Raw genomic sequence first — 20,930 nt, forward strand, 5'->3', positions numbered from 1 at the left:
CAGTAAATCGTTGGTACAGGTCCCGCGCGCTACCGGTACGGGACACCCGGCAGGATCGAGAGCATCTCGAACATCAAATTGGCCCCCGTGAGCGCCGTATTACCTGACGTATCATAGGGCGGGGAAACTTCAACCAGATCGCAGCCCACGATATTCAGCCCGCGCAAGCCACGGATCAATTCCATCGCCTGCGGGGTCGTCAAACCACCGATCTCTGGCGTGCCCGTGCCGGGGGCATAGGCCGGGTCAAGGCTGTCGATATCATAGGTGATGTAGCATGGCTGATCACCGATTTCTGCTTTGATATCAGCAGCTAAGGGTGAGAGTGACTTATGCCACAGATCAGGGGCAAGATATTGATTAAACCCCCAACCTGCGGCTTCGGTAAAGTCATCGGCAGTATATCCTGTGCCGCGCAGCCCAATCTGGAACACTTTGTCTGGCGTGATGATCTTTTCTTCATAAGCACGGCGGAACACCGTGCCATGGGTTTCACGCTCGCCAAACATTTCATCGTTCACGTCGGCATGGGCATCGACATGGATCAGGGCAACCGGCCCATGTTTCTGCGCAATGGCGCGCAAGACCGGCAACGTCAAAGTATGATCCCCACCAAGCGTCATCGGAATGAAATCATGCTTGAGGTGTGCTGCGTAAGTCTCTGTAATAATACGGACACTGTCACTCAATGAAAACGTGTTGATCGCCACATCGCCAAGATCGGCGCATTGTAGCGCGTCAAAGGGCGCGGCACCGGTCTGGATGTTGTAGGGCCGGATCATCGCCGATTGTTCGCGCAGTTGTTTCGGCCCCATGCGGGTGCCAGAACGCCAAGAGGTGCCAATGTCCATCGGGATCCCGATAAAGCCAACATCCAAGTCCTCGGCGCTATCAACCTCGGGCAAACGCATGAAGGTTTGCGGCCCCGAAAACCGCGCCAGATCATTCCCAGATATAGGTTGGTTCGGCATCACTTTTTCCTTTTGTTCCAAAGCGCAAGGCAACACAGCTCCATCGCGACATGTGCACCCGCAATCGCTGTCGCCCCGGTCGTGTCATAAGGTGGCGATACCTCGACCACATCACCCCCGACCATGTTCATCCCTGCCATATCGCGCAGCATTGCCGCCGCCTGCCAAGAGGCCAGCCCACCCCAAACAGGTGTCCCCGTACCGGGTGCAAAGGCCGGGTCCAGCGCGTCAATGTCGAAGCTGACATAAGTTGGATGATCCCCAATACGCGCCTTGATCTGATCGCTTACCCAAGCGCTGCCCTTTTCATGGCAGGTCCGCGCATCGATGTATGGCATGCCAAGATAATCTTCGCATTCTGTGCGGATACCAATCTGAATAGAGCGGCTCACATCAACAACGCCCAGCTTGACCGCTTTATACATCATCGTCCCGTGATCAATGCGGTTCATATCGTCGTCAGGCCACAAATCAGAGTGGGCATCAAACTGGACCACTGATAGGGGCCCATACTTCTCGGCATAGGCACGCAATATCGGCAGCGTGATAAAGTGATCACCGCCCAAGGTAATCGCTCCGCAACCTTGTGCCAAAATCCCGGCGATATGCGCCTGCAACAGGTCTGGCACGCCCGGTACATCGGCATAGTCGAACGCCAGATCGCCAAAATCTGCGATGGCAAATTCACTCAAAGGATCAAAACCATCCCATCCATAAGGCGGATCGAAAGGCTGTAAACTCGACGCTTCCCGAATGGCACGCGGCCCAAAGCGCGTGCCGGGGCGATGCGTGACGGCCTGATCAAACGGCACACCGGTCACGGCCAGATCAAACCCGGTCAGGTCCTTGGTATAGGTCCGGCGCAGGAACGATGTCGCGCCACCAAAGGCGTTCTCATAGGCCAAACCACGGCGATCCGTCGCCGAAAATGCGCGATCAATGGTGTCTCTTGCTTTAGAAAGTGTCATGCAACCACCTCTTGTTCTTCTTCATCCAATCACGCGTCCGCTGGTGGCAATGCCCGCTCAACCAGGCGCGCAAAATATGAGGCACCAGCGGGTGCCGCCCCATCAGCGAAATCATAGGCCGGATGATGCAAGCCCGCACTTTCCCCGTTGCCCACATAGACATAGGCGCCGGGGCGTTCATTCAGCATGTAAGAGAAGTCTTCTGCCCCCATCTCATATTGTCGGGCATCATCGACATCGGGCGAGATTTCACGTGCGACATCCGCGGCAAAGGCTGTTTTTACTGGGTCATTAATCGTTGCGGGATAGCCATACTCATAGGTCAGTTCCGCTTCGACACCATAGGCCGCTGCATGGCCTGCAACGATCTCTGTCAGGCGCTTATGGACCATTGCTTGGGTCTCTTTCAACAGCGTGCGGATCGTGCCATTGATATAGGCTTTTTCAGGAACGATGTTATCAGCAGACCCGGTATGGATCTGCGTTACAGACACAACGAGATCGTCATAGGCCCGATTGTTACGGCTGACGATCGTCTGGATCGCATTCACGATGCCGACAGCGGCTACCACAGGGTCAGCAGTCTCATATGGGTAGGCGCCATGACCGCCAATGCCCGTAATATGGATATGCATCGTATCAACCGCTGCAAGGATTGGGCCCGGCGTTGTATAAAACGATCCGACCGGGTCGCCGGGACCGCTGTGCAATGCATAAACCTCTGCCACATTGAACCGGTCAAGCACACCTTCATGCACCATCACCTGCCCGCCCCCGCCGCCCTCTTCGGCGGGTTGAAAGATCAGCGCGACCCGGCCCGCAAAGTTCCGGGTTTCCACCAGATAGCGTGCGGCACCCAAGAGCATCGTCGTATGCCCGTCATGCCCGCAGGCGTGCATCTTTCCGGGAATGGTTGACGCATAAGGCAGGCCGGTTTCCTCTTGCATCGGCAAGGCATCCATATCGGCCCGCAGGCCAATTGTTGGTCCCGCCGCACGCCCGTTAATAATGGCGACAACGCCGGATGTGGCGATCCCTTCGTGAATTTCATCAACACCAAAAGCACGCAATTTTTCAGCGACAAACTTTGCCGTCTCGAAGCATTCAAACTGCAATTCGGGATGGGCGTGCAGGTGTCTGCGCCATGCCGTCATATCGTCGGCGTAGTCGGCTATGCGGTTGATAATGGGCATGGTGGTTCCAGTGATCCTTTTGCTTTTGCCCTCAGTTGACTGCAACAGAGGCGCGCGCGCAATGGGCGATCCGTCCGGCAGCTCGCAAAAAGTTTCCCATTGCTGAGAATAATACCTTGGCCAGCGCGTAGTGCCTTCTGAGGGCGGCATTTTTGCTACCCTGAGACACATATCAAAGGGGTATATTATGCCAAACCTAAAAACAGCCGAAACTACATTGCGCGGAACACTCAAACAGACCGTCCTGGGTGCAATTTTGCTCGCGCCAACGGTTGCGGCAGCCGACTGGAGCGGTGCTTATGCGGGTGTCCAATTGGATGCGCTGGTTGGTGATGACATTTTCATCGCGCCCGTCTTCGATGGCGGCATCGCCGTGCCAGAGGACTCGCTTGACGTGGACTCAGTCATTTCGGGTTTTGCAGGTTATCAAATTCAGCAAGGTGACTTTGTGATCGGTGGTGAACTCGCGCTTGGACAAGCCAACGGCCTGACGGCTGATGACTTTGACGGTATCACAACAGATGCCCGCCTGATCGACGTCAAAGCGCGTGTGGGCTACGATCTGGGCAACACGCTGATCTATGGTGTTGCAGGTTTTTCCCAGTCGCGTCTGCTTGATGTTGACCAGGAAGAGGACTTCCTCGGGCTCGATTTGGATACATCAACCGGTGTCAACTATGGCTTCGGCGTCGACTACCAGATCAACGCGCAATTCACTGTTGGCGCGGAATATCTGATCCGCGATTTGGCAGCAGAAGACGAAATCACCCAGTTTGGTGACACTATTGCCGCCCGCGTTGACAGCTCGATTGAGTCATTTGGCATTCGCGCGGCCTTCAACTTCTAACATCGCTCTTGCATCTTGGCGCGGCGTTCGCAATTCGCTAGCGTCGCGCCAATCTGTGAGAGGCCACATGACCGAAAACCCGTTGATCCACGACCCCAATGGCGGCATGCCGCGCCTGTTGGAAATCATGCGTCGTTTGCGCGATCCACAAACAGGGTGCCCATGGGATATTGAGCAGGACTTCAACTCAATCGCCCCCTACACCATTGAAGAGGCCTATGAGGTCGCGGATGCCATCGCCCGCAGTGATTGGGACGAGCTGGAAGGCGAGTTAGGCGATCTGCTGTTGCAGACGGTGTATCACACGCAGATGGGGGCAGAGGCCGGGCACTTTACATTTGAAAGCGTGGTCCGCGCCATTAGCGACAAGATGGTGACGCGTCATCCGCATGTCTTTGGTGATGAGTCGCGCGACAAATCGGTCGAGCAGCAAACCGCGGATTGGGAAAAGATCAAGGCCGCCGAGCGTGCTCGGCAAAGAACAGACCCGTACGCTTGATGGCGTCGCTGCCGGATTGCCTGCCCTGACCCGCGCGGTCAAACTGCAAAAGCGGGCCGCCCGCGTCGGGTTCGATTGGCCGGACACAGCCCATGTGATCGACAAGATCGTGGAAGAGGCCGGTGAATTGGTCGAGGCCCGCGACCAGCTGACGCAAGCACAGGTCGAGGAAGAGTTTGGCGATCTGCTATTCGTAGTCGCCAATCTGGCGCGGCATCTGGATATCGACCCTGAGGCGGCCCTGCGCGGCACGAACGCCAAGTTTACCCGCCGGTTTGCGGCTGTTGAAGATGCCCTTGCATCGGCTTACAAAACCCCGGCAGAAAGCAATCTGGCCGAGATGGACGCCCTTTGGGATCAGATAAAAGCCGCTGAGAAAGGCACTTGAAGCGGGTGCCGACGGGGCGGTCTGCCCCCGCCCTGGCGGGTCCCCGAAGGTATTTGGAAACATAAGAAGATGAGGGTGTCATGCAAATAGAAAATGCGATTGCTGTTATCACAGGTGGGGCGTCGGGCTTGGGCGCTGCAACGGCGCGGGCTTTTGTGTCGGCAGGGGCGCAGGTGACGATTTTTGATCGCGATCCGGCTGGCGCCACATTTGCCGCTGAGATTGGCGCAGATTTTGCCGAAGTGGATGTGACCGATGAGGCAAGTGTTGCCGGGGGTCTTGATCAGGCGGGTGCTGTCAATGTCGCAATCAACTGTGCAGGGATCGCCACGGCCGAGAAAACACTGGGCCGTGATGGGCCGCACCGACAGGACAGCTTTGCCCGCACCGTCGATATCAACCTGAATGGGACCTTCAACGTGGCCCGTTTAGCTGCCGCTCGGATGACGGAAGGTGGCGTGATCATCAACACGGCCTCCGTTGCTGCTTTCGATGGGCAGAAAGGCCAGACCGCTTATGCGGCCTCAAAGGCAGGCATTGCCGGGTTGTCACTGCCTATGGCGCGTGACCTGGCCCGCAGTGGGATCAGGGTGATGGCCATTGCACCGGGAATATTCCGCACGCCAATGCTGGAAAGTCTGGGCGAAGAGGTGATGGACGGGTTAGCGAAGGACGTGATCTACCCGGCCCGTTTAGGTGATCCGGCAGAGTTTGCCGCGTTGGCAAAGTTCATTGTGGAATGCGACTATTTGAATGGCACCACCATTCGGTTGGATGGGGCGTTGCGAATGCCCTAACCTGCCGCTTTTTCTTCCAGCATCAGCCACTCATCTTCGGCATCAGAGAGCGCCGTTTGCCGCGCAACCAGCGCATCGGTTGCCTTTTGAAACTTCACGGGCTGCTTGGTGAAAAGTTGAGGGTCGGAAAGCAATTCCTCCAGTTTCGCGATCTCGGCTGTGATCTTGTCGATCACGCCGGGCAATTCTTCCAACCGGTGTTTTTCGGTGAAAGACAAGCCCGTCGCAACCTTCGTAGTGGCTTGTTTTTCCTTTTTGGCCAACGGCTTGCTGGCTTCTTTTGCCTCAACAAAATCGCCACCGCGTTGCGCACGGTAGTCAGACCAACCACCCGCATAGACCACGGCCTGCCCATTGCCTTCCATCGCAATCGTGGTGGTCGCGACCCGGTCGAGAAAGTCACGGTCGTGACTGACGAGAAGCACTGTGCCTTCGTAGTCGCCGAGGATATCCTGCAACAAATCCAGCGTTTCGATGTCCAGATCGTTGGTTGGTTCGTCCAGCACCAACAGGTTGCTTTCCCGCGCCATCAGCCGCGCCAGCAATAGCCGCGCTTTTTCACCACCTGAAAGTGACCGGACGGGTGCGCGCGCTTGCGCCTCGTTGAACAGGAATTCCTTCAGGTAGCCCACAACATGTTTGGGGGTGCCGCGCACCATAACCTGATCGGATTTGCCGGACACGCCAAGTTCAGGATCATTGGCGAGATTTTCCCAAAGCGTCATATCTTCGTTCAGCGCGGCACGGGTCTGGTCGAACACGGCAATATCCAGATTGGTGCCCAATTTGACCGATCCAGCATCAGGCGCCTCCTGCCCCAGCAGCATCTTGATCAGCGTCGTCTTACCCACACCGTTTGGCCCAACAAAGGCGATCCGATCGCCCCGTTGCACCGTCAGGTCGAAGGACTTTACAATCGATTTTCCATCAAAGGCTTTGGTCAGCCCGAAAGCCTCCATCACCTTTTTACCCGAAGTCGTTCCACCATCGAAAGCCATCGCTGCCGTACCCTGGCGTGTGATTTGGGCCGCCCTTTGCGCACGCAGCTCTTGTAGGGCCCGCACGCGTCCTTGGTTGCGCTTGCGGCGGGCTGAGATACCTTCGACAGCCCATCGCGCCTCGGCCTTGATCTTGCGGTTCAGTTTGTGGCGCTGTTGGTCTTCTTCTTCCCAAAGCTTGTCGCGCCACGCCTCGAAATGTTCAAACCCCTGCTCGGCGCGCCGGACTTGACCCCGATCAATCCAGAGGGTCGCGCGGGTTAGCGCCCGCAGGAAAGCCCGGTCGTGGCTGATCAACACAAAACCCGCACGTGTGGATTTCAGCTCGTTTTCCAGCCAGGCAATCGCCTCGATATCGAGGTGGTTGGTCGGCTCGTCCAGCAGCATCAGCTCTGGCGCTTCCGCCATCAGTTTGGCTAGCGCCGCGCGCCTGCGTTCCCCGCCGGAGGCTGTGTTCACATCGCCTGCGGGGTCGAATTTCAGACCCTCTGCGACCATATCAACCTTGTAGGCTTCATCAATGTCCAACCCGCTGGCCGCATAATCGCCCAAGGTCGCGAAGCCCGCCATTGTGGGGTCTTGCTCCATATAGCCGACCTGCACACCCGGCGCCGCGACGCGCGTGCCGCTGTCAGGTTGCACCAGCCCTGCCATCACCTTCATCAGCGTCGATTTACCGGACCCATTGCGCCCAACAAGCGCCACGCGGTCACCCGGCTGCACAATCAAAGACAGGTCTTCGAACACAGGATCGCCGCCGAAGGTCAGCGCGATATCAGAGACTTGGAGAAGCGGTGTTTTGGCCATATGCGCCTGCTAAGACAGTGCCACGGTCTGCGCAACGGAAATGTCATCTTCTGCCATCTTGGCGAAAACGTTCTGCACGCCTACGTTATGCGGCAGCACAAGTGAAAGGACATCGCACTGATGGACAAGATCGTAAAATCAGACGCCGAATGGCGCGCACAACTTTCCGACATGGCCTATAAGGTGACACGCAAACACGGCACTGAGCGTGCTGGTACACATGAGGACTTCCCAAAAGATGCAGGGACTTACATGTGTGTCTGCTGTGGTGCCCCGCTCTTCGATCAAGACGCCAAGTTCGAAAGTGGCACCGGCTGGCCCTCGTTCTATCAACCTGTTGATGGGGAGATGGTGGGCGAAAGCGTAGACCGCAGTTTCTTCATGAAACGGACCGAGGTGCATTGTAACCGCTGCGACGCGCATCTGGGGCATGTGTTTCCAGACGGGCCACAGCCAACGGGGTTGCGGTACTGTATCAATGGGGTGGCGCTGGAATTTGAGCCGGAGGAATGAAGATTAGCTTCTTCTTCGTAAATGTCGGAATGTCTGGTTTGAGCCCTGACCTACCAAAAGTTGTGGCGCACTTGTTCTCTTGTTAAGTGGAATAAAATGAGCGCTCAAGTCTTACCACTAGACGACGTCACCCAATTTTATTGTGATATTGGCTGCCATGGCTGGGCAGAGCTTATTGTTGTATTCCGAGGGCAACCTACCGTTCTCAGGGTAAGCGGTATTTTCACCGACCTACCTCATGAGATTTTGAAGATCTGTCGCGCAATTATCGAAAACTCTTCTATACGCGTAGCGCTATGCGATGAACCGGGTGGGGCCACTGTCGAAATAGAAACAGATAAAAAACAACAGCATACTGTAATTTTATCGATATACGAGATCAAAAAATCCTTAAGTGGCTTTGGTGCTGACCAAGAAGGTGAGTTTGTCTTGTCGACGAGAATTAGGCGGCAGAGGCTGGTAGGAATGCTGCTCGCGGAATTATGGAAAACCCATGTGAACTTGCGGCAACCGTCTTATCAAAAAGGAAGAGACAGTTTTCCGCACAAAGAACTTGTTGAATTAAACAAACGTTGGGACCAAAGCTCATTGGGGCCTTCATTTCTCAAATAGCTCAAGGTCGGTTTTGTCCGCAAAGCAGTCACTCAATGTGACTCCAGCCGCTGTAAGCAACCCTAAGGTTCACCCAAGAACTGTCCAGCATCAATCCGCCCGAAGGACCCCAACAACTGTGCGAGGAAGGTCACATCGTTGATCCCGTCCTCCGTCACACGGCGATCGAGGACAACCACCCGCCCATCTTCAAGCGTATAGCGCGAAATGTTGCGGACCCGATCATTGCCGTCGAAATCAATGGCCAGCACCTGCCGGTCTACCTCTTCCGGGGCAAAAGGGCCGAACCGCCGGAACTGGCTGGAGGCATAGTAGACCGTGTTGTTCTGCAAGCCGCGTTCGGATTTTGGCGGTCCGAACAGGGCGATCACTTCGTCTTTGGTGGTCGAACCGACGCTCAGTGTGGCCAGCTCTTCTTCGGGCGGAATGAAGCCATGGAACCGGTCCATCTGCGCGCAGCCAGCCGCAATCGCGAGCACTGACACAAAACCCACAGCTTTCACCGTTTTGCGCAGATTGCCTGTCGTTCCACTCATCACGCTCGCCCTCTTGCCTTGGCGCCACGCGCCTTTTATCCCCGATACAGCACACCCCGCCCCTGTTCAAGAATCGAAAACAGCAATGCCTCAGTTACCGAAGTCACATCTGCGTTTAGCCGACCTTGCAACGCGCAAACCGACCGTGTTTGAACTGGTTCCAACCGCGGATGAGCGCAAAGCGGTTGCCGCGGCGCTGGACATTGTCGGTATCAAGAAGCTGCGTTTTTCGGGAAAGCTAACCCCGCAAGGCCGCCAAGACTGGACCTTATCTGCTGAATTGGGCGCCACTGTCGTGCAGGACTGCGTGGTGACACTGGACCCGGTGACCGCACGCATCGATGAGGCGATCCTCCGCAGCTACGTCGCCGACACCCCGGAGATTGAGGCATCTGAGGTCGAAATGCCCGAAGATGACACGGTTGAAGCCCTGCCGGAGACCCTGGATCTGGCGCAGGTTATGATCGAGGCGCTGTCGCTGGCCCTGCCCCCCTATCCACGTGTTGAAGGCGCAGATCTGTCACAGGCTGTTTTCGCCGAACCCGGTGTTACCCCCATGTCTGATGATGAAGCCAAGCCCTTTGCTGGTCTGGGCGCACTACGTGAAAGCCTTGAAAACAAAGACAAATAACCCCTCTGAAACAAGGGCGAAAAAGGGTTGCACAAAAGGGGAATCGCAGTATGTTCGCGGCCTCTCTTACATCGTGTCTCGACAGGGCTGCCACAATGGCTTAGGACCCCGCCAGACGCACAGAAATCTGGGGCAGCGCCCCTTTATACATAGGGTTGAGACATGGCTGTCCAGCAGAACAAAGTATCCAAATCCCGCCGCAACAACCGGCGTGCACATGACGCGCTTGTCGCGGCAAACCCAAACGAATGCGACAACTGTGGCGAGCTGAAGCGCCCCCACCATGTGTGCCCATCCTGCGGCCACTATGCGTCGCGCGAAGTCATCACAGACACAACTGAAATCGATCTCGAAGACGACGCCGCATAGAGCGATCTGAGAAAGCACCTGGCATGACACCATCCCAGACGGACACTGCTCCGATGCAGGGACATGCTGCCAGCGACGTGCTTTCTGTCGATGCAATGGGCGGAGACCAAGGGCCTGCAACTGTTGTTGCGGGCCTTTCCAAGTTTTTGCGCAAGACACCCGGCGCGCGTGCCATCTTGCACGGACCCAAGGCGCAGCTTGAAGCGCTTGTTGCCAAAAGCGGCATTGCAGATCGCGTGAGCATTCACGACGCCGCCGAAGTCGTGAAAATGACGGACAAGCCCAGCCATGTGCTGCGTAACGGCAAGAAAACATCCATGTGGTCAGCCATTGAAGCGGTCCGCGAACGGCAGGCTGCCGTTGCCGTCAGCTGCGGCAACACCGGCGGGCTGATGGCCATGTCGATGCTGCGTCTGCGCAAGGCGGAAGGGGTGAACCGCCCTGCCATTGCTTGCCTTTGGCCATCGCGCAATCCGTCAGGTTTTAATGTCATGCTTGACGCCGGGGCAGATATTCGCGCCGATCAGGATGATCTGCTGACCTATGCCCTTATGGGGGCGTCATATGCGCGGAATGGGCTGGACATAGCACGCCCGCGTGTCGGGCTGCTCAACGTGGGGACAGAAGAGCACAAAGGCCGGGCCGAGTTGAAAGTCGCCCATGAACTTATTGGAAATGCTGCAATAATTGGTGACTTTGAGTATGTTGGCTTCATCGAGGGCGGCGACCTGCCCTCAGATAAAGTTGATGTCATTGTCACCGACGGGTTTACGGGAAATGTGGCGCTGAAGACCGGCGAAGGGACCGCAACCCTGATCAGCGAGTTCCTGCGGGGCGCGCTGACAAAAACGCCGTGGTCGGCCCTGGGGGCCCTGCTCGCTCGGGGGTCATTGCGGAGCCTGCGCAAGCGGATCGACCCACGTCGGGTGAACGGCGGTGTTTTTTTGGGGCTGAACCAAACCGTCATCAAAAGCCACGGATCAGCCGATGCCACAGGTGTTGCGGCAGCCTTGCACCTCGCCTATCGCCTCGCGAAAAGCGGTTTCTCAGATAAACTTGCGGCAAGGGTTGCTTCCGCTGCGTCACTTGCCCAAGATACCGCAATAGAAAGTGAGACGGACAGTCTCAATACAAACACAGGCAAATAGGCATGATGCGTCGCGCAGTGGTCAAAGGGGTTGGTCATTACCTGCCCGAAAGAGTCGTCCCCAACGCTGAATTCGAAAAATCGCTTGATACGTCGGATGAATGGATCAAATCCCGATCCGGGATTGAACGGCGCCATTTTGCAGCCCAAGGCGAAACCACCTCAGACCTTGCAGCGAAAGCTGCCAAGGCGGCTCTGGAGATGGCGGGTATGACCGGCGAAGACATTGACGCCATCGTCCTGGCCACCTCAACCGCCGATCTGACCTTTCCGTCCGCAGCAACCATGGTGCAGCACGCAATTGGGAACACAACTGGATATGCTTTCGACGTTCAGGCTGTTTGCGCCGGTTTCGTTTATGCATTGTCGAATGCCAATGCGCTGATCATATCAGGTCAGGCGGACCGTGTTTTGGTGATTGGGGCGGAAACATTCAGCCGGATCATGGATTGGACAGACCGGTCAACATGTGTGCTGTTTGGAGATGGCGCGGGCGCGTTGATCTTGGAGGCACAAGAGGGCACCGGCGAAAATACAGACCGCGGCGTACTCTCAACAGATCTGAACTCTGACGGACGCTACAAAGACCTGCTCTATGTCGATGGCGGGGTCTCAACGCAGAATACCGGCATGCTGCGCATGGAAGGCAAAGAAATCTTCCGCCATGCGGTCGAAAAACTAGCAAAGACGGCTGATGCGGCTTTGGAAAAAGTCAACTTAGGTGCCGATGATGTGGATTGGGTTGTCCCGCATCAGGCCAATATCCGCATTATTCAATCGACCGCCAAGAAACTGGGCGTCGGTATGGACCGGGTTGTTGTCACGGTTCAGGATCACGGCAATACATCGGCTGCATCGATTCCCCTCGCCCTGTCAGTAGGCGTCGCAAATGGCCAAATCAAGCAAGGCGATCTGGTCGTGACCGAAGCAATCGGAGGTGGATTGGCATGGGGTGCTGTGGTGATCCGCTGGTAAATCCAATCTGGTATGCGGAAACGCACTGTTAACCCCGTTTGCCAAGCCGTTGTTATTGACTCTGAATTTACCGGGGGCCTATGCTCGGACGGAAATTGTAAAGGGTTTGTTTGATGACCGATAAGACTTTGACGCGGATGGATTTGGCAGATGCAGTGCATAGTCAGGTTGGACTTTCTCGCAACGACAGTGCCGATTTGGTTGAAAGCGTACTGTCCCATGTCTCAGACAGTCTGGTGTCCGGCGAAACGGTAAAAATATCGTCCTTTGGTACATTCTCCGTGCGTGACAAGGCGGCCCGCGTTGGCCGCAATCCAAAAACCGGTGAAGAGGTGCCGATCCACCCCCGCCGCGTCTTGACGTTCCGACCATCGCATCTGATGAAAGATCGCGTGGCGGCAGGGAACAAACGCTAGATCATGGCCAAGGCGAAAGACGCATTTCGCACAATCAGCGAGGTGGCTGACTGGTTGGATACGCCGACCCATGTGCTGCGTTTCTGGGAAAGTAAGTTCAGCCAGATCAAACCCGTCAAAGGCGCGGGCGGGCGGCGCTATTACCGCCCCACCGATATGGACCTGCTGGGGGGGATCAAGAAGCTCCTGCATGAAGACGGGTTGACCATAAAAGGCACGCAAAAGCTCTTGCGTGAAAAGGGCGTGAAACACGTGGCAGGTTTAGGTCAGTCGATGACCTTATCTGAGCCAGCGCCGGAGGCCACGCCTACCGTATCAGCACCTCAGCCAGTACCACCAACACCTGCCGCTGTCCCACAACAAGACGCCTTTCCCTTCGACGCGCCTGCACCAGCCGCAGCACCCGCCTTTGTGATTGATCTGCCTTTGCCGCCGCACGACCTGCCAACGGCGGCCCCACGTCTTATCGGATGCGCGCCCAGTGATCCCACGGCACTGCAAGCAAGTGCAGGGCAGATTGCACCGCTCTTGGCCCGGCTGGAAGCAGTCCGCGCCCGGATGCGCGGCTAGTAGGTGTTTTTCGGGCTTGCCCTTGCACGGTTTTGGGGTATGAACGCTGCCAGTCGGGCTATGGCGCAGCCTGGTAGCGCGTCCGTCTGGGGGACGGAAGGTCGCAGGTTCGAGTCCTGCTAGCCCGACCAATCATAACCGCCCGTCGTTGCAACAGCACGGCGGGCGTTTTGACATGCCATTGGGGGATCAAATGACAAACGCAGGTGTCTTGGCCGACCATCAAATCCGCGACATGATCGCCTCGGGCGGTATCGCGGCTGAGAGCCCGATCGAAGACGGTCAGATTCAACCCGCCTCGCTTGATCTGCGTTTGGGCCAAACCGCCTTCCGCGTGCGTGCCTCTTTTCTCGCCGGGCGTCAGCGCAGCGTGAGAGAACGGCTGAAAGAGTTCCAGATGCACGCCGTTGATCTGAACGGTGGCGCCGTGCTGGAAAAAGGTTGCGTCTACGTTGTGCCTTTGATGGAGCGCCTGACCTTACCGAAGGGCATGACCGCCGCTGCAAGTGCAAAGTCATCGATTGGTCGGCTTGATCTACTGACCCGTATTATCACAGACCAAGGTGTCGAGTTCGACCGCGTACCCGAAGGCTACAACGGCCCGTTATATGTCGAGATTTGCCCCCGGTCATTCTCGGTTGTCGCCAGCCCCGGGCAGATGCTGAACCAGATCATCTTTCGCCAAGGCAAGACGTTGATGTCAGACGATGATTTACGCACACTTCACGCGACGACACCCATTGTTTCCGGTGAACCAATAATCTCAGATGGCCTTGGTTTTTCGGTCGATCTTAAGCCCACAGAAGGCACCTTGGTCGGCTACCGCGCTAAACCGCACACCGGTGTCGTGGACCTGTCCAAGCTGAACCACTACGATCCGGCAGAGTTCTGGGAAGAGGTCCATACCAAAGATGGCTGGATCATCCTCGACCCCGGAGCGTTCTATATTCTGGTCAGCCGCGAAGCAATTGTGATCCCGCCTATGCAGGCCGCGGAAATGGCACCGTACCTAGCGATGGTCGGCGAATTCCGGGTGCACTACGCTGGCTTCTTCGATCCGGGCTTTGGCTATGCCGAGGCTGGCGGATCAGGGTCGCGCGGGGTGTTAGAAGTCCGCTGCCACGAAGCGCCCTTTGTGCTGGAGCACGGTCAGGTTGTCGGGCGTCTGGTGTACGAGAACATGGCCGCGCTGCCCGCCGCCCTTTATGGGCGTGAGATCAAGTCGAATTACCAAGGGCAAGGGTTGAAGCTGTCCAAGCATTTTAGGGCGTAGAATATGGATTCTATGCCCGTTCGGGCTGGGCACCGAAGCAATACTGCGAAAGGATGTCTGAGATGTCAGAACACGGATATGAAAGTGGACGTTTAAACCTCCCTTTTGTTGGCATCTGTACGTTTGGCAAGTACCCCTACATACAAGATTGGGATTCTATTGACGCGGATGTGGCCGTTCTCGGTGCGCCTTATGACTTTGGCTGCCAATGGCGCGCTGGTGCGCGCATGGGACCGCGTGCAATCCGCGAAGCTTCGACACTTTTTTCCTTCGGTCATGCTGGGGCGTATGACTTTGAAGATGATATCACCTATCTGGACCCCTCAGAGGTCAAGATTGTCGATATTGGCGACGCCGACATCGTCCACACGGATACAATGCAAAGCCATGCCAATATCGAGTATGGTGTGCGCAAGATCCTTGCCGCGGGTGCCGTGCCGGTTGTTATGGGCGGTGACCATTCGGTGAACATCCCCTGTATCAACGCATTCGACGACCACGCCCCCATTCATGTTGTGCAAATCGATGCCCACCTCGATTTTGTGGATGAACGCCATGGCGTCAGCTTCGGCCATGGCAATCCGATGCGTCGTGCCGCCGAAAAGCCCTATGTCACCGGGCTCAGCCAGATCGGCATTCGCAACGTCTCTTCGACTGCGCGCGATGGCTATATAGATGCCCGCAAGATGGGGTCTGACATTCATTCGGTACGCCAGTTTCGCAAACTGGGTGTTGATGGCATGTTGGCGCGTATTCCAAAGGGCGCGCGCTACTATCTGACGATTGACATCGACGCATTTGACCCATCAATCGCACCGGGAACCGGCACACCGAGCCACGGTGGTTTCTTATACTATGAGGTGTTGGAACTGATCGACGGCCTGGCGCAGCGCGGCGATATCGTAGGGGTCGATCTGGTTGAGGTTGCACCCGACTACGACATGACCGGTTGCACATCAACGCTTGCCGCCCAGATCCTCATGAATACCATCGGGCGTATGCTGTATCACAGATAGCCGTTTTACCCGCCTAGCGCATAAATCGCCGTGCCGCGCGCATGCCTTTTTGTGCTTTCTGCGCCGTTTGTTGCGCATTTTTCGCCTGTGCCCGTTCTTCAGGTGTTAGATCTTCCGCGCGCTTGCCCCTCGTTGAGGCCAGTGCGACGCCCTTATTGATACCTTTGCGCATCAACATCCGAACGGCCATATTGATCAGTCGGTTCATGTTCATCTCAATCTCCCTCGCGGTTGCCTCTAAGGTAAGGCGCACACGTTAATCTTCAAACAACTCGGACTGGTTTTCATCCTCATCGGCGTCTTCCGCCTCGCCCAAGGCGGTCGCGCCAGGTGGCGGACGGTTTTCAAGCAACCCGGCAGAGCGCAGTTCTTTCAGCCCGGGCAGGTCGCGTGCGTTCTCAAGCCCAAAGTGATCCAAGAATCCTTGGGTGACCACAAAGGTCACGGGCCGCCCCGGCGTCATCTTGCGCCGACCAAAGCGGATCCATTCCAGCTCAATCAGCTGATCTACCGTGCCGCGGCTCACACTCACGCCGCGGATCTCCTCAATCTCAGCGCGGGTCACAGGCTGGTGATAGGCCACAATCGCCAAAGTCTCGATCGCGGCCCGGCTGAGTTTACGGGTCTCGACGGTTTCCTTTTGCATCAGGAAACCAAGATCGCCAGCCGTGCGGATCGCCCAGGCATCGCCGACTTTCACGATATTCACACCACGCCCTTCATAGCGTTTGCGCAGGTTTGCAATCGCCTCGGCCGGGTCACAGCCGTGGGGCATACGGCCTGTCAGTTCGGTCACAGAAACGGGATCGGCGGTGGCAAAAAGAATCGCCTCGACCATGCGTTCCTGCTCGCCCATCGGTGGCGCTTCAAACAGGCTGTCGTTAGCGGGCGTCTCTGTCTTAGTCATCACCGGGCACTTTCTTGCGGATTTGGATAGGGGCAAAGGTTTCACCCTGCCGAATTTCGATTTTACCTTCTTTGGCGAGCTCCAGCGAGGCGGCAAAGGTCGCCGCCGTGGTCGAGCGGCGGCGCTGCGGGTCAGCGTCCCAACCATCGGGTAAATAGTTAGCGAACTCGGTCCACTCACCGGCAAAGCCAATCAGCCCGCGCATGCGTTCCAACGCCTGCTCCATGGTCATCACGTGCTGCCGGTCCATCACAAAGGGGCGGAAGTCGTCGCGGGTGCGGATACGGGCATAGCCTTGCATTAGGTCAAGCAGCGTCGCGGTATAGGTCACGCGGCGCACACGCTGGACATCTTCGGTGATGCCACGGGCAAAGAAATCGCGGCCCAATTGGTCACGCGCCATCAGCTTGGCGGCGGCATTACGCATCGCCTCCAGCCGTTCGAGTTGGAAAGCAAGGTGAGCGGCGAGTTCCTCACCCGATGGCCCCTCTTCCGAAGGATCGGGTGGCAGGAGAAGGCGCGATTTGAGGAAGGCCAGCCATGCGGCCATCACCAGATAGTCCGCGGCGAGTTCCAACCTTAGGCGTTTGGCCTGCTCAACAAAGGCCAGGTATTGTTCCGCCAAGGCAAGGATCGAAATCTGACGCAGATCGACCTTCTGTGTGCGTGACAAGGTCAGCAACAGGTCCAGTGGCCCCTCATAGGCCCCCACATCCACGATCAAGGCTTCAGCGGCCACACGCTCGCTGACACTTACCGCGTCTTCTTGAAAATCGTCGCCCTGCATCTGACCTCAGCCTAAGTGGCGTGCAAGTTCCGCTTCCAGCGCGGGGATGTCAATATTTACTGGGTTTTTTCGCATCGCCAAAGCGCGATTTGCGCGGATTACTGCGGCTGGGGTCATGTCGCCAGAGGCAGCGGCCACTGCCCGCATTTCGCCTGCGTCCCCGTTGCAGTGCAAGACGATATCGCAGCCAGCGCCAATACTCGCAGCCGCACGCTCGGCAACCGTGCCAGACAGCGCCGCCATCGACAGATCGTCGGTCATCAAAAGACCATCAAAACCAATGTCGCTACGGATCACTTCCATCATTCTGGCGGATGTTGTGGCTGGTGCTGAGGCGTCGATGTCAGAAAAAACGATATGGGCGGTCATGCCCATCGGAATGTCCGTGAGAGCGGCAAATGGGGCAAAGTCCCATGCATCCAACTCGGCGCCGGGTGCATCCACGCGGGGCAAATCCTTGTGGCTGTCTACCGCAGCCCGACCATAGCCCGGGATGTGTTTCAGGATCGGTAGGACGCCCCCTGCAAGATGCGCATCAGCGCAAACCTTGGCTGCTGCAACCACTGTTTCAACGTCATAGCCATAGAGGCGGTTCTTGAGCACCGGATGCGTTGCCTCTTCGGCGATGTCGGCCAAAGGGGCGCAGTTGGCATCAATGCCCACATCATGCAGTTCCGCCGCAATCAGGCGGTTACGCACCCAATGCGCGCGCAGCGGGTCACTGGCCCGGGCCATTTGATCCAAGGCTGGCGGGTATTCGCGCCAATGCGGCGCGCGCATCCGTTGCACTCTGCCCCCTTCCTGATCAATCAGGATTGGCGCGTCGCGCTGTACGGCCTCTCGCAGGCTATGCGTCAGGCGGCGTAGTTGATCAGGGTTGTCGATGTTGCGGGCGAAAAGGATAAATCCAAGCGGCTGCACTTCGCGGAAAAAGACGCGTTCCCAATCAGTGATTTCCAGCCCTTCGGGGCCAAAAATCGTCGCATTCATAGGCACTTAGTTGACCACCAAAGCGATGCATTCCGCGCCTTCTGCCTGCAATGCGGCGCAAAGACGACGCGCCTCGGCCCGGTCAGCAAAACCGCTGGCGCGTAGGCGATACCACGTCGCGCTGCTTTGATTGCTGACCTGAATGACGCGGCCGCGATCACTTATCAACTGGCCAAAGCGGGCTTGCAGGCGGTCCCATTCCTCTGCCGCCAAAGCAGGGTTCGGGAACGCGCCCAGTTGCACCAGATTGGTGCCTGCGGGGAAGGTTGTGGTCGTCACGGCGACTTCGGTATTGGCCGTAGCTGGCGTGGCTGTGGCTGCAGGAATGCGCGCGTTTGCCGGGCGCAGGACAGGACGCAATGAGGTCGCAACACCGGGCACGCTGGCTGGGATAACCGCAACAGCGTTATCGGTGGTTTCTTGTGGCGCGGCGGCAAGTCCAGCCAATTGCGCGGCAAGCGCGCTGACGTCATCTTGGGCTATTGGCGCTTCGACAACGGGTTCTTCCTCAGCAACGACGCTTGCCACAGCCTCGGCAATCGGTTGTGCCTCAAGATCTTCAGGGGCAAGACCGGACGTGCGCGGAGCGAGCACCAGCCGATCCTCTGGACCTCCCGCCTCGCCAATCGCAGCCACTTCGTTCACAGCAAGCCCCGTGTGTGCGGCAACGCCGCCACCGGGATTGTCGGGCAGCACCCGCATATCGCCTTCCATCGCACGGACCACGGGAATGCCGCTGACGTCACGCACGATCAGCTTATACCCCCAGAACCCAATGCCAAGGATCAAGGCCAGCGACAGCGCAGCCCCTGCAAAATTCACTAAATTGGTAACACGCGGCACACCTGCCGCCGGGGCGAACCCCTCATCGTATACTGCCATCTTCGCCTCTTACACGCCCCATGCCTTATGGCTTTGCGGGGTCATTTGAGCTCTATCCGGCAGTCTTGTGCGTTAGCGCATCTCTTCCGCCGGAGTGACACCAAGAATACCCAAACCGTGCAAAATAACAATCGCTACGGCCCGAATGAGGGCAATTTTCGCTTGTGTGGTTTCTGAGTCACCCTCTTGCACAAAGCGCAACGCCTCATCCGCGTTGCCTTGGTGGTAAAGCGCGTGAAAGTCGGACGCCAAATCATAAAGGTAAAATGCAATCCGGTGCGGCTCATGCCCCCGTGCGGCGATCTCGACCAAACGCGGCCATTCAGCAAGCTTTTTGATCAGCGTGAGTTCAGCGTCATGGGTGAGACCAGAGAGGTCAATACCGGCCAGCGCCGTGTCTGACACATCCGCAAATGCCCCCGCCTTGCTCACAGCAGAATTTACCCGCGCATAGGCGTAGTTCACATAGAAGACCGGGTTATCTTTGGACTGCTCCAACACCTTGTCGAAGTCAAAATCCAGCGGCGCGTCGTTCTTCCGCGTCAGCATGTGAAATCGCGTCACGTTGGCACCAACCTGATCGACCACATCGCGCAGGGTGACAAAGGTCCCTGCCCGCTTGGACATCTTGAACGGTTCACCGTTTTTGTAGAGCTTCACCAGTTGCGTCAGCTTCACATCCAGCGGCACCTGGCCGTCAGAGAGCGCGGATACAGCCGCCTTCATCCGTTTGACATAACCGCCGTGATCCGCGCCAAAGACGTCGATCAACTGATCAAAGCCGCGCTGCACCTTGTCATAGTGGTAGGCAATGTCGGGCGCGAAATAGGTCCATGATCCGTCGGATTTCTGCACAGGCCGATCCACATCGTCACCATGCGCGGTGGATTTGAACAACGTCTGTTCGCGCGGCTCCCAATCCTCGGGCATTTTGCCCTTGGGCGGTTCCAAAACCCCCCGATATATCAGACCTTTCTCATCAAGCTCAGCAATCGCTTTTTCGATCAAACCCGTCCCATAGAGCGACTTTTCGCTAAAGAAGTTATCCATGGTGACGCCAAGCTGGGCGAGATCTTCGCGGATCAGATCCATCATCGCTTCGGTCGCGAATTCACGGATATCGTCCAGCCAAAACTGTTCGCCTTTGTCGATGTAGGCATCGCCAACCTTGGCCTTCAGCGCTGCGCCGACAGGCTTCAGATAGTCGCCCGGATAAGTCCCGTCCGGGAACGCAACTTCCTGCCCATGGGCCTCCAGATACCGCAGATACACCGACCGTGCGAGCACATCGACCTGCGCGCCACCATCGTTGATGTAGTATTCCTTGGTGACGTCAAAGCCTGCGTAATCCAGCAACCGCGCCAGCGCGTCACCAAAGACAGCACCCCGGGTATGGCCCACATGCAGCGGACCGGTTGGATTGGCCGAAACATATTCGACCATCATCTTTTGGCCCTGCCCCAAAGTGGACTGGCCATAAGTTGGATCAGACAGGGCAGCCTTCACAACGCCCTGCCACACCTCAGGCACCAACCGCATATTCAAAAACCCCGGCCCAGCGACCTCGGCCATAGCCACCCGCGGATCATCCTGCAGATTGGCCGCCAGCGCCTCGGCAATCGCCCGTGGATTCATCTTTGCAGGCTTGGCCAGCACCATCGCTGCATTCGTCGCCATATCCCCGTGCGACGCATCGCGCGGCGGCTCAACCGAGACGGCAGCGGTTGCAAGGCCCTCTGGCAAGGTGCCCGCGGTGACCAATTGGTCAAGACAGTCCAGCACAAGGGCGCGAATATCGGCGAAAAGGTTCATCGGTCATCCAGATTTGCGTGTCCGGG

The 20,930-nt window shown here is 57.2% G+C and carries 23 protein-coding genes, 1 tRNA gene and 1 pseudogene; 14 read left to right on the forward strand and 11 right to left on the reverse strand.

The window, feature by feature from the left end:
- Positions 1–29 precede the first annotated feature (29 nt).
- Genes speB (QTO30_RS05810) through QTO30_RS05820 form a run of 3 tightly spaced genes read right to left on the reverse strand, consistent with a single transcriptional unit; the run spans position 30 to position 3,132 of the window.
- Positions 30–971, reverse strand: a complete 942-nt coding sequence (gene speB, locus QTO30_RS05810) for an agmatinase (RefSeq protein ID WP_340423124.1) — start codon at positions 969–971, stop codon at positions 30–32.
- Complete coding sequence (speB, locus tag QTO30_RS05815) at positions 971–1,939, reverse strand: agmatinase (protein ID WP_340423126.1); 969 nt, start codon at positions 1,937–1,939, stop codon at positions 971–973. The genes speB (QTO30_RS05810) and speB (QTO30_RS05815) overlap by 1 nt, the downstream gene beginning before the upstream one ends.
- Before the next feature lie 29 nt (positions 1,940–1,968).
- Positions 1,969–3,132: a M20 aminoacylase family protein gene (locus tag QTO30_RS05820; RefSeq protein WP_340423127.1), complete on the reverse strand. Its 1,164-nt coding sequence runs from the start codon at positions 3,130–3,132 to the stop codon at positions 1,969–1,971.
- Between the two features lie 187 nt (positions 3,133–3,319).
- Between QTO30_RS05820 and QTO30_RS05825 the strand changes: the two genes are divergently transcribed.
- The 3 genes and pseudogenes from QTO30_RS05825 (at position 3,320) to QTO30_RS05835 (ending at position 5,663) form a co-directional block, all read left to right on the forward strand.
- Positions 3,320–3,979, forward strand: coding sequence for an outer membrane protein (locus tag QTO30_RS05825; protein WP_340423128.1), 660 nt, complete (start codon positions 3,320–3,322; stop codon positions 3,977–3,979).
- 67 nt (positions 3,980–4,046) lie between these two features.
- A pseudogene (mazG, locus tag QTO30_RS05830) lies at positions 4,047–4,866 on the forward strand (nucleoside triphosphate pyrophosphohydrolase).
- A gap of 80 nt (positions 4,867–4,946) precedes the next feature.
- Positions 4,947–5,663 carry an SDR family NAD(P)-dependent oxidoreductase gene (locus QTO30_RS05835; protein WP_340423130.1) on the forward strand — a complete coding sequence of 239 codons (717 nt, stop codon included), beginning with the start codon at positions 4,947–4,949 and terminating at the stop codon, positions 5,661–5,663.
- Here the strand turns inward: QTO30_RS05835 and QTO30_RS05840 are convergent.
- Positions 5,660–7,468: an ABC-F family ATP-binding cassette domain-containing protein gene (locus QTO30_RS05840; protein WP_340423131.1), complete on the reverse strand. Its 1,809-nt coding sequence runs from the start codon at positions 7,466–7,468 to the stop codon at positions 5,660–5,662. The genes QTO30_RS05835 and QTO30_RS05840 overlap by 4 nt on opposite strands.
- A gap of 120 nt (positions 7,469–7,588) precedes the next feature.
- Here QTO30_RS05840 and msrB point away from each other — a divergent pair, with 120 nt between their 5' ends.
- Positions 7,589–7,981 (forward strand): peptide-methionine (R)-S-oxide reductase MsrB, encoded by a 393-nt coding sequence (gene msrB / locus QTO30_RS05845; protein WP_340423133.1) that lies wholly within the window; start codon positions 7,589–7,591, stop codon positions 7,979–7,981.
- A 96-nt stretch (positions 7,982–8,077) separates the two neighbouring features.
- Entirely contained in the window at positions 8,078–8,593 is a 516-nt protein-coding gene (locus tag QTO30_RS05850) for a hypothetical protein (protein ID WP_340423134.1), read from the forward strand.
- A gap of 62 nt (positions 8,594–8,655) precedes the next feature.
- On the opposite strand, the gene QTO30_RS05855 is transcribed toward QTO30_RS05850, so the two are convergent.
- Positions 8,656–9,129: an outer membrane protein assembly factor BamE gene (locus QTO30_RS05855; RefSeq protein ID WP_340423135.1), complete on the reverse strand. Its 474-nt coding sequence runs from the start codon at positions 9,127–9,129 to the stop codon at positions 8,656–8,658.
- Positions 9,130–9,214: 85 nt separating this feature from the next.
- Between QTO30_RS05855 and QTO30_RS05860 the strand changes: the two genes are divergently transcribed.
- The 9 genes from QTO30_RS05860 to speB (QTO30_RS05900) all read left to right on the forward strand — a co-directional run bounded on the left by QTO30_RS05860 (position 9,215) and on the right by speB (QTO30_RS05900) (position 15,526).
- On the forward strand, positions 9,215–9,760 hold the full coding sequence (locus QTO30_RS05860) for a YceD family protein (RefSeq protein WP_340423137.1): 546 nt from the start codon (positions 9,215–9,217) through the stop codon (positions 9,758–9,760).
- Between the two features lie 162 nt (positions 9,761–9,922).
- Positions 9,923–10,129, forward strand: a complete 207-nt coding sequence (gene rpmF / locus QTO30_RS05865; RefSeq protein ID WP_340423139.1) for a 50S ribosomal protein L32 — start codon at positions 9,923–9,925, stop codon at positions 10,127–10,129.
- Between the two features lie 23 nt (positions 10,130–10,152).
- Entirely contained in the window at positions 10,153–11,277 is a 1,125-nt protein-coding gene (gene plsX / locus QTO30_RS05870; RefSeq protein WP_340423140.1) for a phosphate acyltransferase PlsX, read from the forward strand.
- 2 nt (positions 11,278–11,279) lie between these two features.
- The gene (locus QTO30_RS05875) at positions 11,280–12,251 is read left to right on the forward strand and encodes a beta-ketoacyl-ACP synthase III (protein ID WP_340423141.1); all 972 of its coding nucleotides are present in this window, start codon (positions 11,280–11,282) and stop codon (positions 12,249–12,251) included.
- Between the two features lie 113 nt (positions 12,252–12,364).
- The gene (gene ihfA, locus QTO30_RS05880; RefSeq protein WP_340423142.1) at positions 12,365–12,667 is read left to right on the forward strand and encodes an integration host factor subunit alpha; all 303 of its coding nucleotides are present in this window, start codon (positions 12,365–12,367) and stop codon (positions 12,665–12,667) included.
- Between the two features lie 3 nt (positions 12,668–12,670).
- Complete coding sequence (locus QTO30_RS05885; RefSeq protein ID WP_340423143.1) at positions 12,671–13,237, forward strand: MerR family transcriptional regulator; 567 nt, start codon at positions 12,671–12,673, stop codon at positions 13,235–13,237.
- A 54-nt stretch (positions 13,238–13,291) separates the two neighbouring features.
- Positions 13,292–13,368: transfer RNA gene (locus tag QTO30_RS05890), tRNA-Pro, on the forward strand.
- Between the two features lie 62 nt (positions 13,369–13,430).
- Positions 13,431–14,510 (forward strand): 2'-deoxycytidine 5'-triphosphate deaminase, encoded by a 1,080-nt coding sequence (locus tag QTO30_RS05895; protein WP_340423144.1) that lies wholly within the window; start codon positions 13,431–13,433, stop codon positions 14,508–14,510.
- Between the two features lie 62 nt (positions 14,511–14,572).
- Entirely contained in the window at positions 14,573–15,526 is a 954-nt protein-coding gene (gene speB / locus QTO30_RS05900; protein WP_340423146.1) for an agmatinase, read from the forward strand.
- 13 nt (positions 15,527–15,539) lie between these two features.
- Here speB (QTO30_RS05900) and QTO30_RS05905 read toward each other — a convergent pair whose 3' ends face one another.
- The 6 genes from QTO30_RS05905 to argS form a co-directional block, all read right to left on the reverse strand.
- Positions 15,540–15,740: a hypothetical protein gene (locus QTO30_RS05905; RefSeq protein WP_340423148.1), complete on the reverse strand. Its 201-nt coding sequence runs from the start codon at positions 15,738–15,740 to the stop codon at positions 15,540–15,542.
- A 42-nt stretch (positions 15,741–15,782) separates the two neighbouring features.
- A complete protein-coding gene (gene scpB, locus QTO30_RS05910) occupies positions 15,783–16,433 on the reverse strand; it encodes an SMC-Scp complex subunit ScpB (protein WP_340423150.1) in 651 nt (216 codons plus the stop codon).
- Positions 16,426–17,220, reverse strand: coding sequence for a segregation and condensation protein A (locus tag QTO30_RS05915; protein WP_340423152.1), 795 nt, complete (start codon positions 17,218–17,220; stop codon positions 16,426–16,428). Before QTO30_RS05915 ends, scpB begins: the two co-directional genes overlap by 8 nt.
- A gap of 6 nt (positions 17,221–17,226) precedes the next feature.
- Positions 17,227–18,210 (reverse strand): glycoside hydrolase family 3 N-terminal domain-containing protein, encoded by a 984-nt coding sequence (locus QTO30_RS05920; protein WP_340423154.1) that lies wholly within the window; start codon positions 18,208–18,210, stop codon positions 17,227–17,229.
- 6 nt (positions 18,211–18,216) lie between these two features.
- A complete protein-coding gene (locus QTO30_RS05925; protein WP_340423156.1) occupies positions 18,217–19,092 on the reverse strand; it encodes an SPOR domain-containing protein in 876 nt (291 codons plus the stop codon).
- A gap of 72 nt (positions 19,093–19,164) precedes the next feature.
- A complete protein-coding gene (gene argS, locus QTO30_RS05930; RefSeq protein WP_340423158.1) occupies positions 19,165–20,904 on the reverse strand; it encodes an arginine--tRNA ligase in 1,740 nt (579 codons plus the stop codon).
- Positions 20,905–20,930 lie beyond the last annotated feature (26 nt).

The organism is Yoonia sp. GPGPB17, from assembly GCF_037892195.1.
Taxonomy (GTDB): domain Bacteria; phylum Pseudomonadota; class Alphaproteobacteria; order Rhodobacterales; family Rhodobacteraceae; genus Yoonia.

What these genes read in the sequence shown, in the direction of transcription:
- QTO30_RS05895 (WP_340423144.1), top strand. Translation starts at nt 13,431, where the DNA reads ATGACAAACGCAGGTGTCTTGGCCGACCATCAAATCCGCGACATGATC.
- msrB (WP_340423133.1), top strand. Translation starts at nt 7,589, where the DNA reads ATGGACAAGATCGTAAAATCAGACGCCGAATGGCGCGCACAACTTTCC.
- QTO30_RS05835 (WP_340423130.1), top strand. Translation starts at nt 4,947, where the DNA reads ATGCAAATAGAAAATGCGATTGCTGTTATCACAGGTGGGGCGTCGGGC.
- QTO30_RS05875 (WP_340423141.1), top strand. Translation starts at nt 11,280, where the DNA reads ATGATGCGTCGCGCAGTGGTCAAAGGGGTTGGTCATTACCTGCCCGAA.
- scpB (WP_340423150.1), bottom strand. Translation starts at nt 16,433, where the DNA reads ATGACTAAGACAGAGACGCCCGCTAACGACAGCCTGTTTGAAGCGCCA.
- QTO30_RS05840 (WP_340423131.1), bottom strand. Translation starts at nt 7,468, where the DNA reads ATGGCCAAAACACCGCTTCTCCAAGTCTCTGATATCGCGCTGACCTTC.
- speB (WP_340423126.1), bottom strand. Translation starts at nt 1,939, where the DNA reads ATGACACTTTCTAAAGCAAGAGACACCATTGATCGCGCATTTTCGGCG.
- QTO30_RS05820 (WP_340423127.1), bottom strand. Translation starts at nt 3,132, where the DNA reads ATGCCCATTATCAACCGCATAGCCGACTACGCCGACGATATGACGGCA.
- ihfA (WP_340423142.1), top strand. Translation starts at nt 12,365, where the DNA reads ATGACCGATAAGACTTTGACGCGGATGGATTTGGCAGATGCAGTGCAT.
- QTO30_RS05925 (WP_340423156.1), bottom strand. Translation starts at nt 19,092, where the DNA reads ATGGCAGTATACGATGAGGGGTTCGCCCCGGCGGCAGGTGTGCCGCGT.
- QTO30_RS05825 (WP_340423128.1), top strand. Translation starts at nt 3,320, where the DNA reads ATGCCAAACCTAAAAACAGCCGAAACTACATTGCGCGGAACACTCAAA.
- QTO30_RS05855 (WP_340423135.1), bottom strand. Translation starts at nt 9,129, where the DNA reads ATGAGTGGAACGACAGGCAATCTGCGCAAAACGGTGAAAGCTGTGGGT.
- QTO30_RS05920 (WP_340423154.1), bottom strand. Translation starts at nt 18,210, where the DNA reads ATGAATGCGACGATTTTTGGCCCCGAAGGGCTGGAAATCACTGATTGG.
- rpmF (WP_340423139.1), top strand. Translation starts at nt 9,923, where the DNA reads ATGGCTGTCCAGCAGAACAAAGTATCCAAATCCCGCCGCAACAACCGG.
- QTO30_RS05885 (WP_340423143.1), top strand. Translation starts at nt 12,671, where the DNA reads ATGGCCAAGGCGAAAGACGCATTTCGCACAATCAGCGAGGTGGCTGAC.
- QTO30_RS05905 (WP_340423148.1), bottom strand. Translation starts at nt 15,740, where the DNA reads ATGAACATGAACCGACTGATCAATATGGCCGTTCGGATGTTGATGCGC.
- QTO30_RS05860 (WP_340423137.1), top strand. Translation starts at nt 9,215, where the DNA reads ATGCCTCAGTTACCGAAGTCACATCTGCGTTTAGCCGACCTTGCAACG.
- QTO30_RS05850 (WP_340423134.1), top strand. Translation starts at nt 8,078, where the DNA reads ATGAGCGCTCAAGTCTTACCACTAGACGACGTCACCCAATTTTATTGT.
- argS (WP_340423158.1), bottom strand. Translation starts at nt 20,904, where the DNA reads ATGAACCTTTTCGCCGATATTCGCGCCCTTGTGCTGGACTGTCTTGAC.
- speB (WP_340423146.1), top strand. Translation starts at nt 14,573, where the DNA reads ATGTCAGAACACGGATATGAAAGTGGACGTTTAAACCTCCCTTTTGTT.
- QTO30_RS05915 (WP_340423152.1), bottom strand. Translation starts at nt 17,220, where the DNA reads ATGCAGGGCGACGATTTTCAAGAAGACGCGGTAAGTGTCAGCGAGCGT.
- speB (WP_340423124.1), bottom strand. Translation starts at nt 971, where the DNA reads ATGCCGAACCAACCTATATCTGGGAATGATCTGGCGCGGTTTTCGGGG.
- plsX (WP_340423140.1), top strand. Translation starts at nt 10,153, where the DNA reads ATGACACCATCCCAGACGGACACTGCTCCGATGCAGGGACATGCTGCC.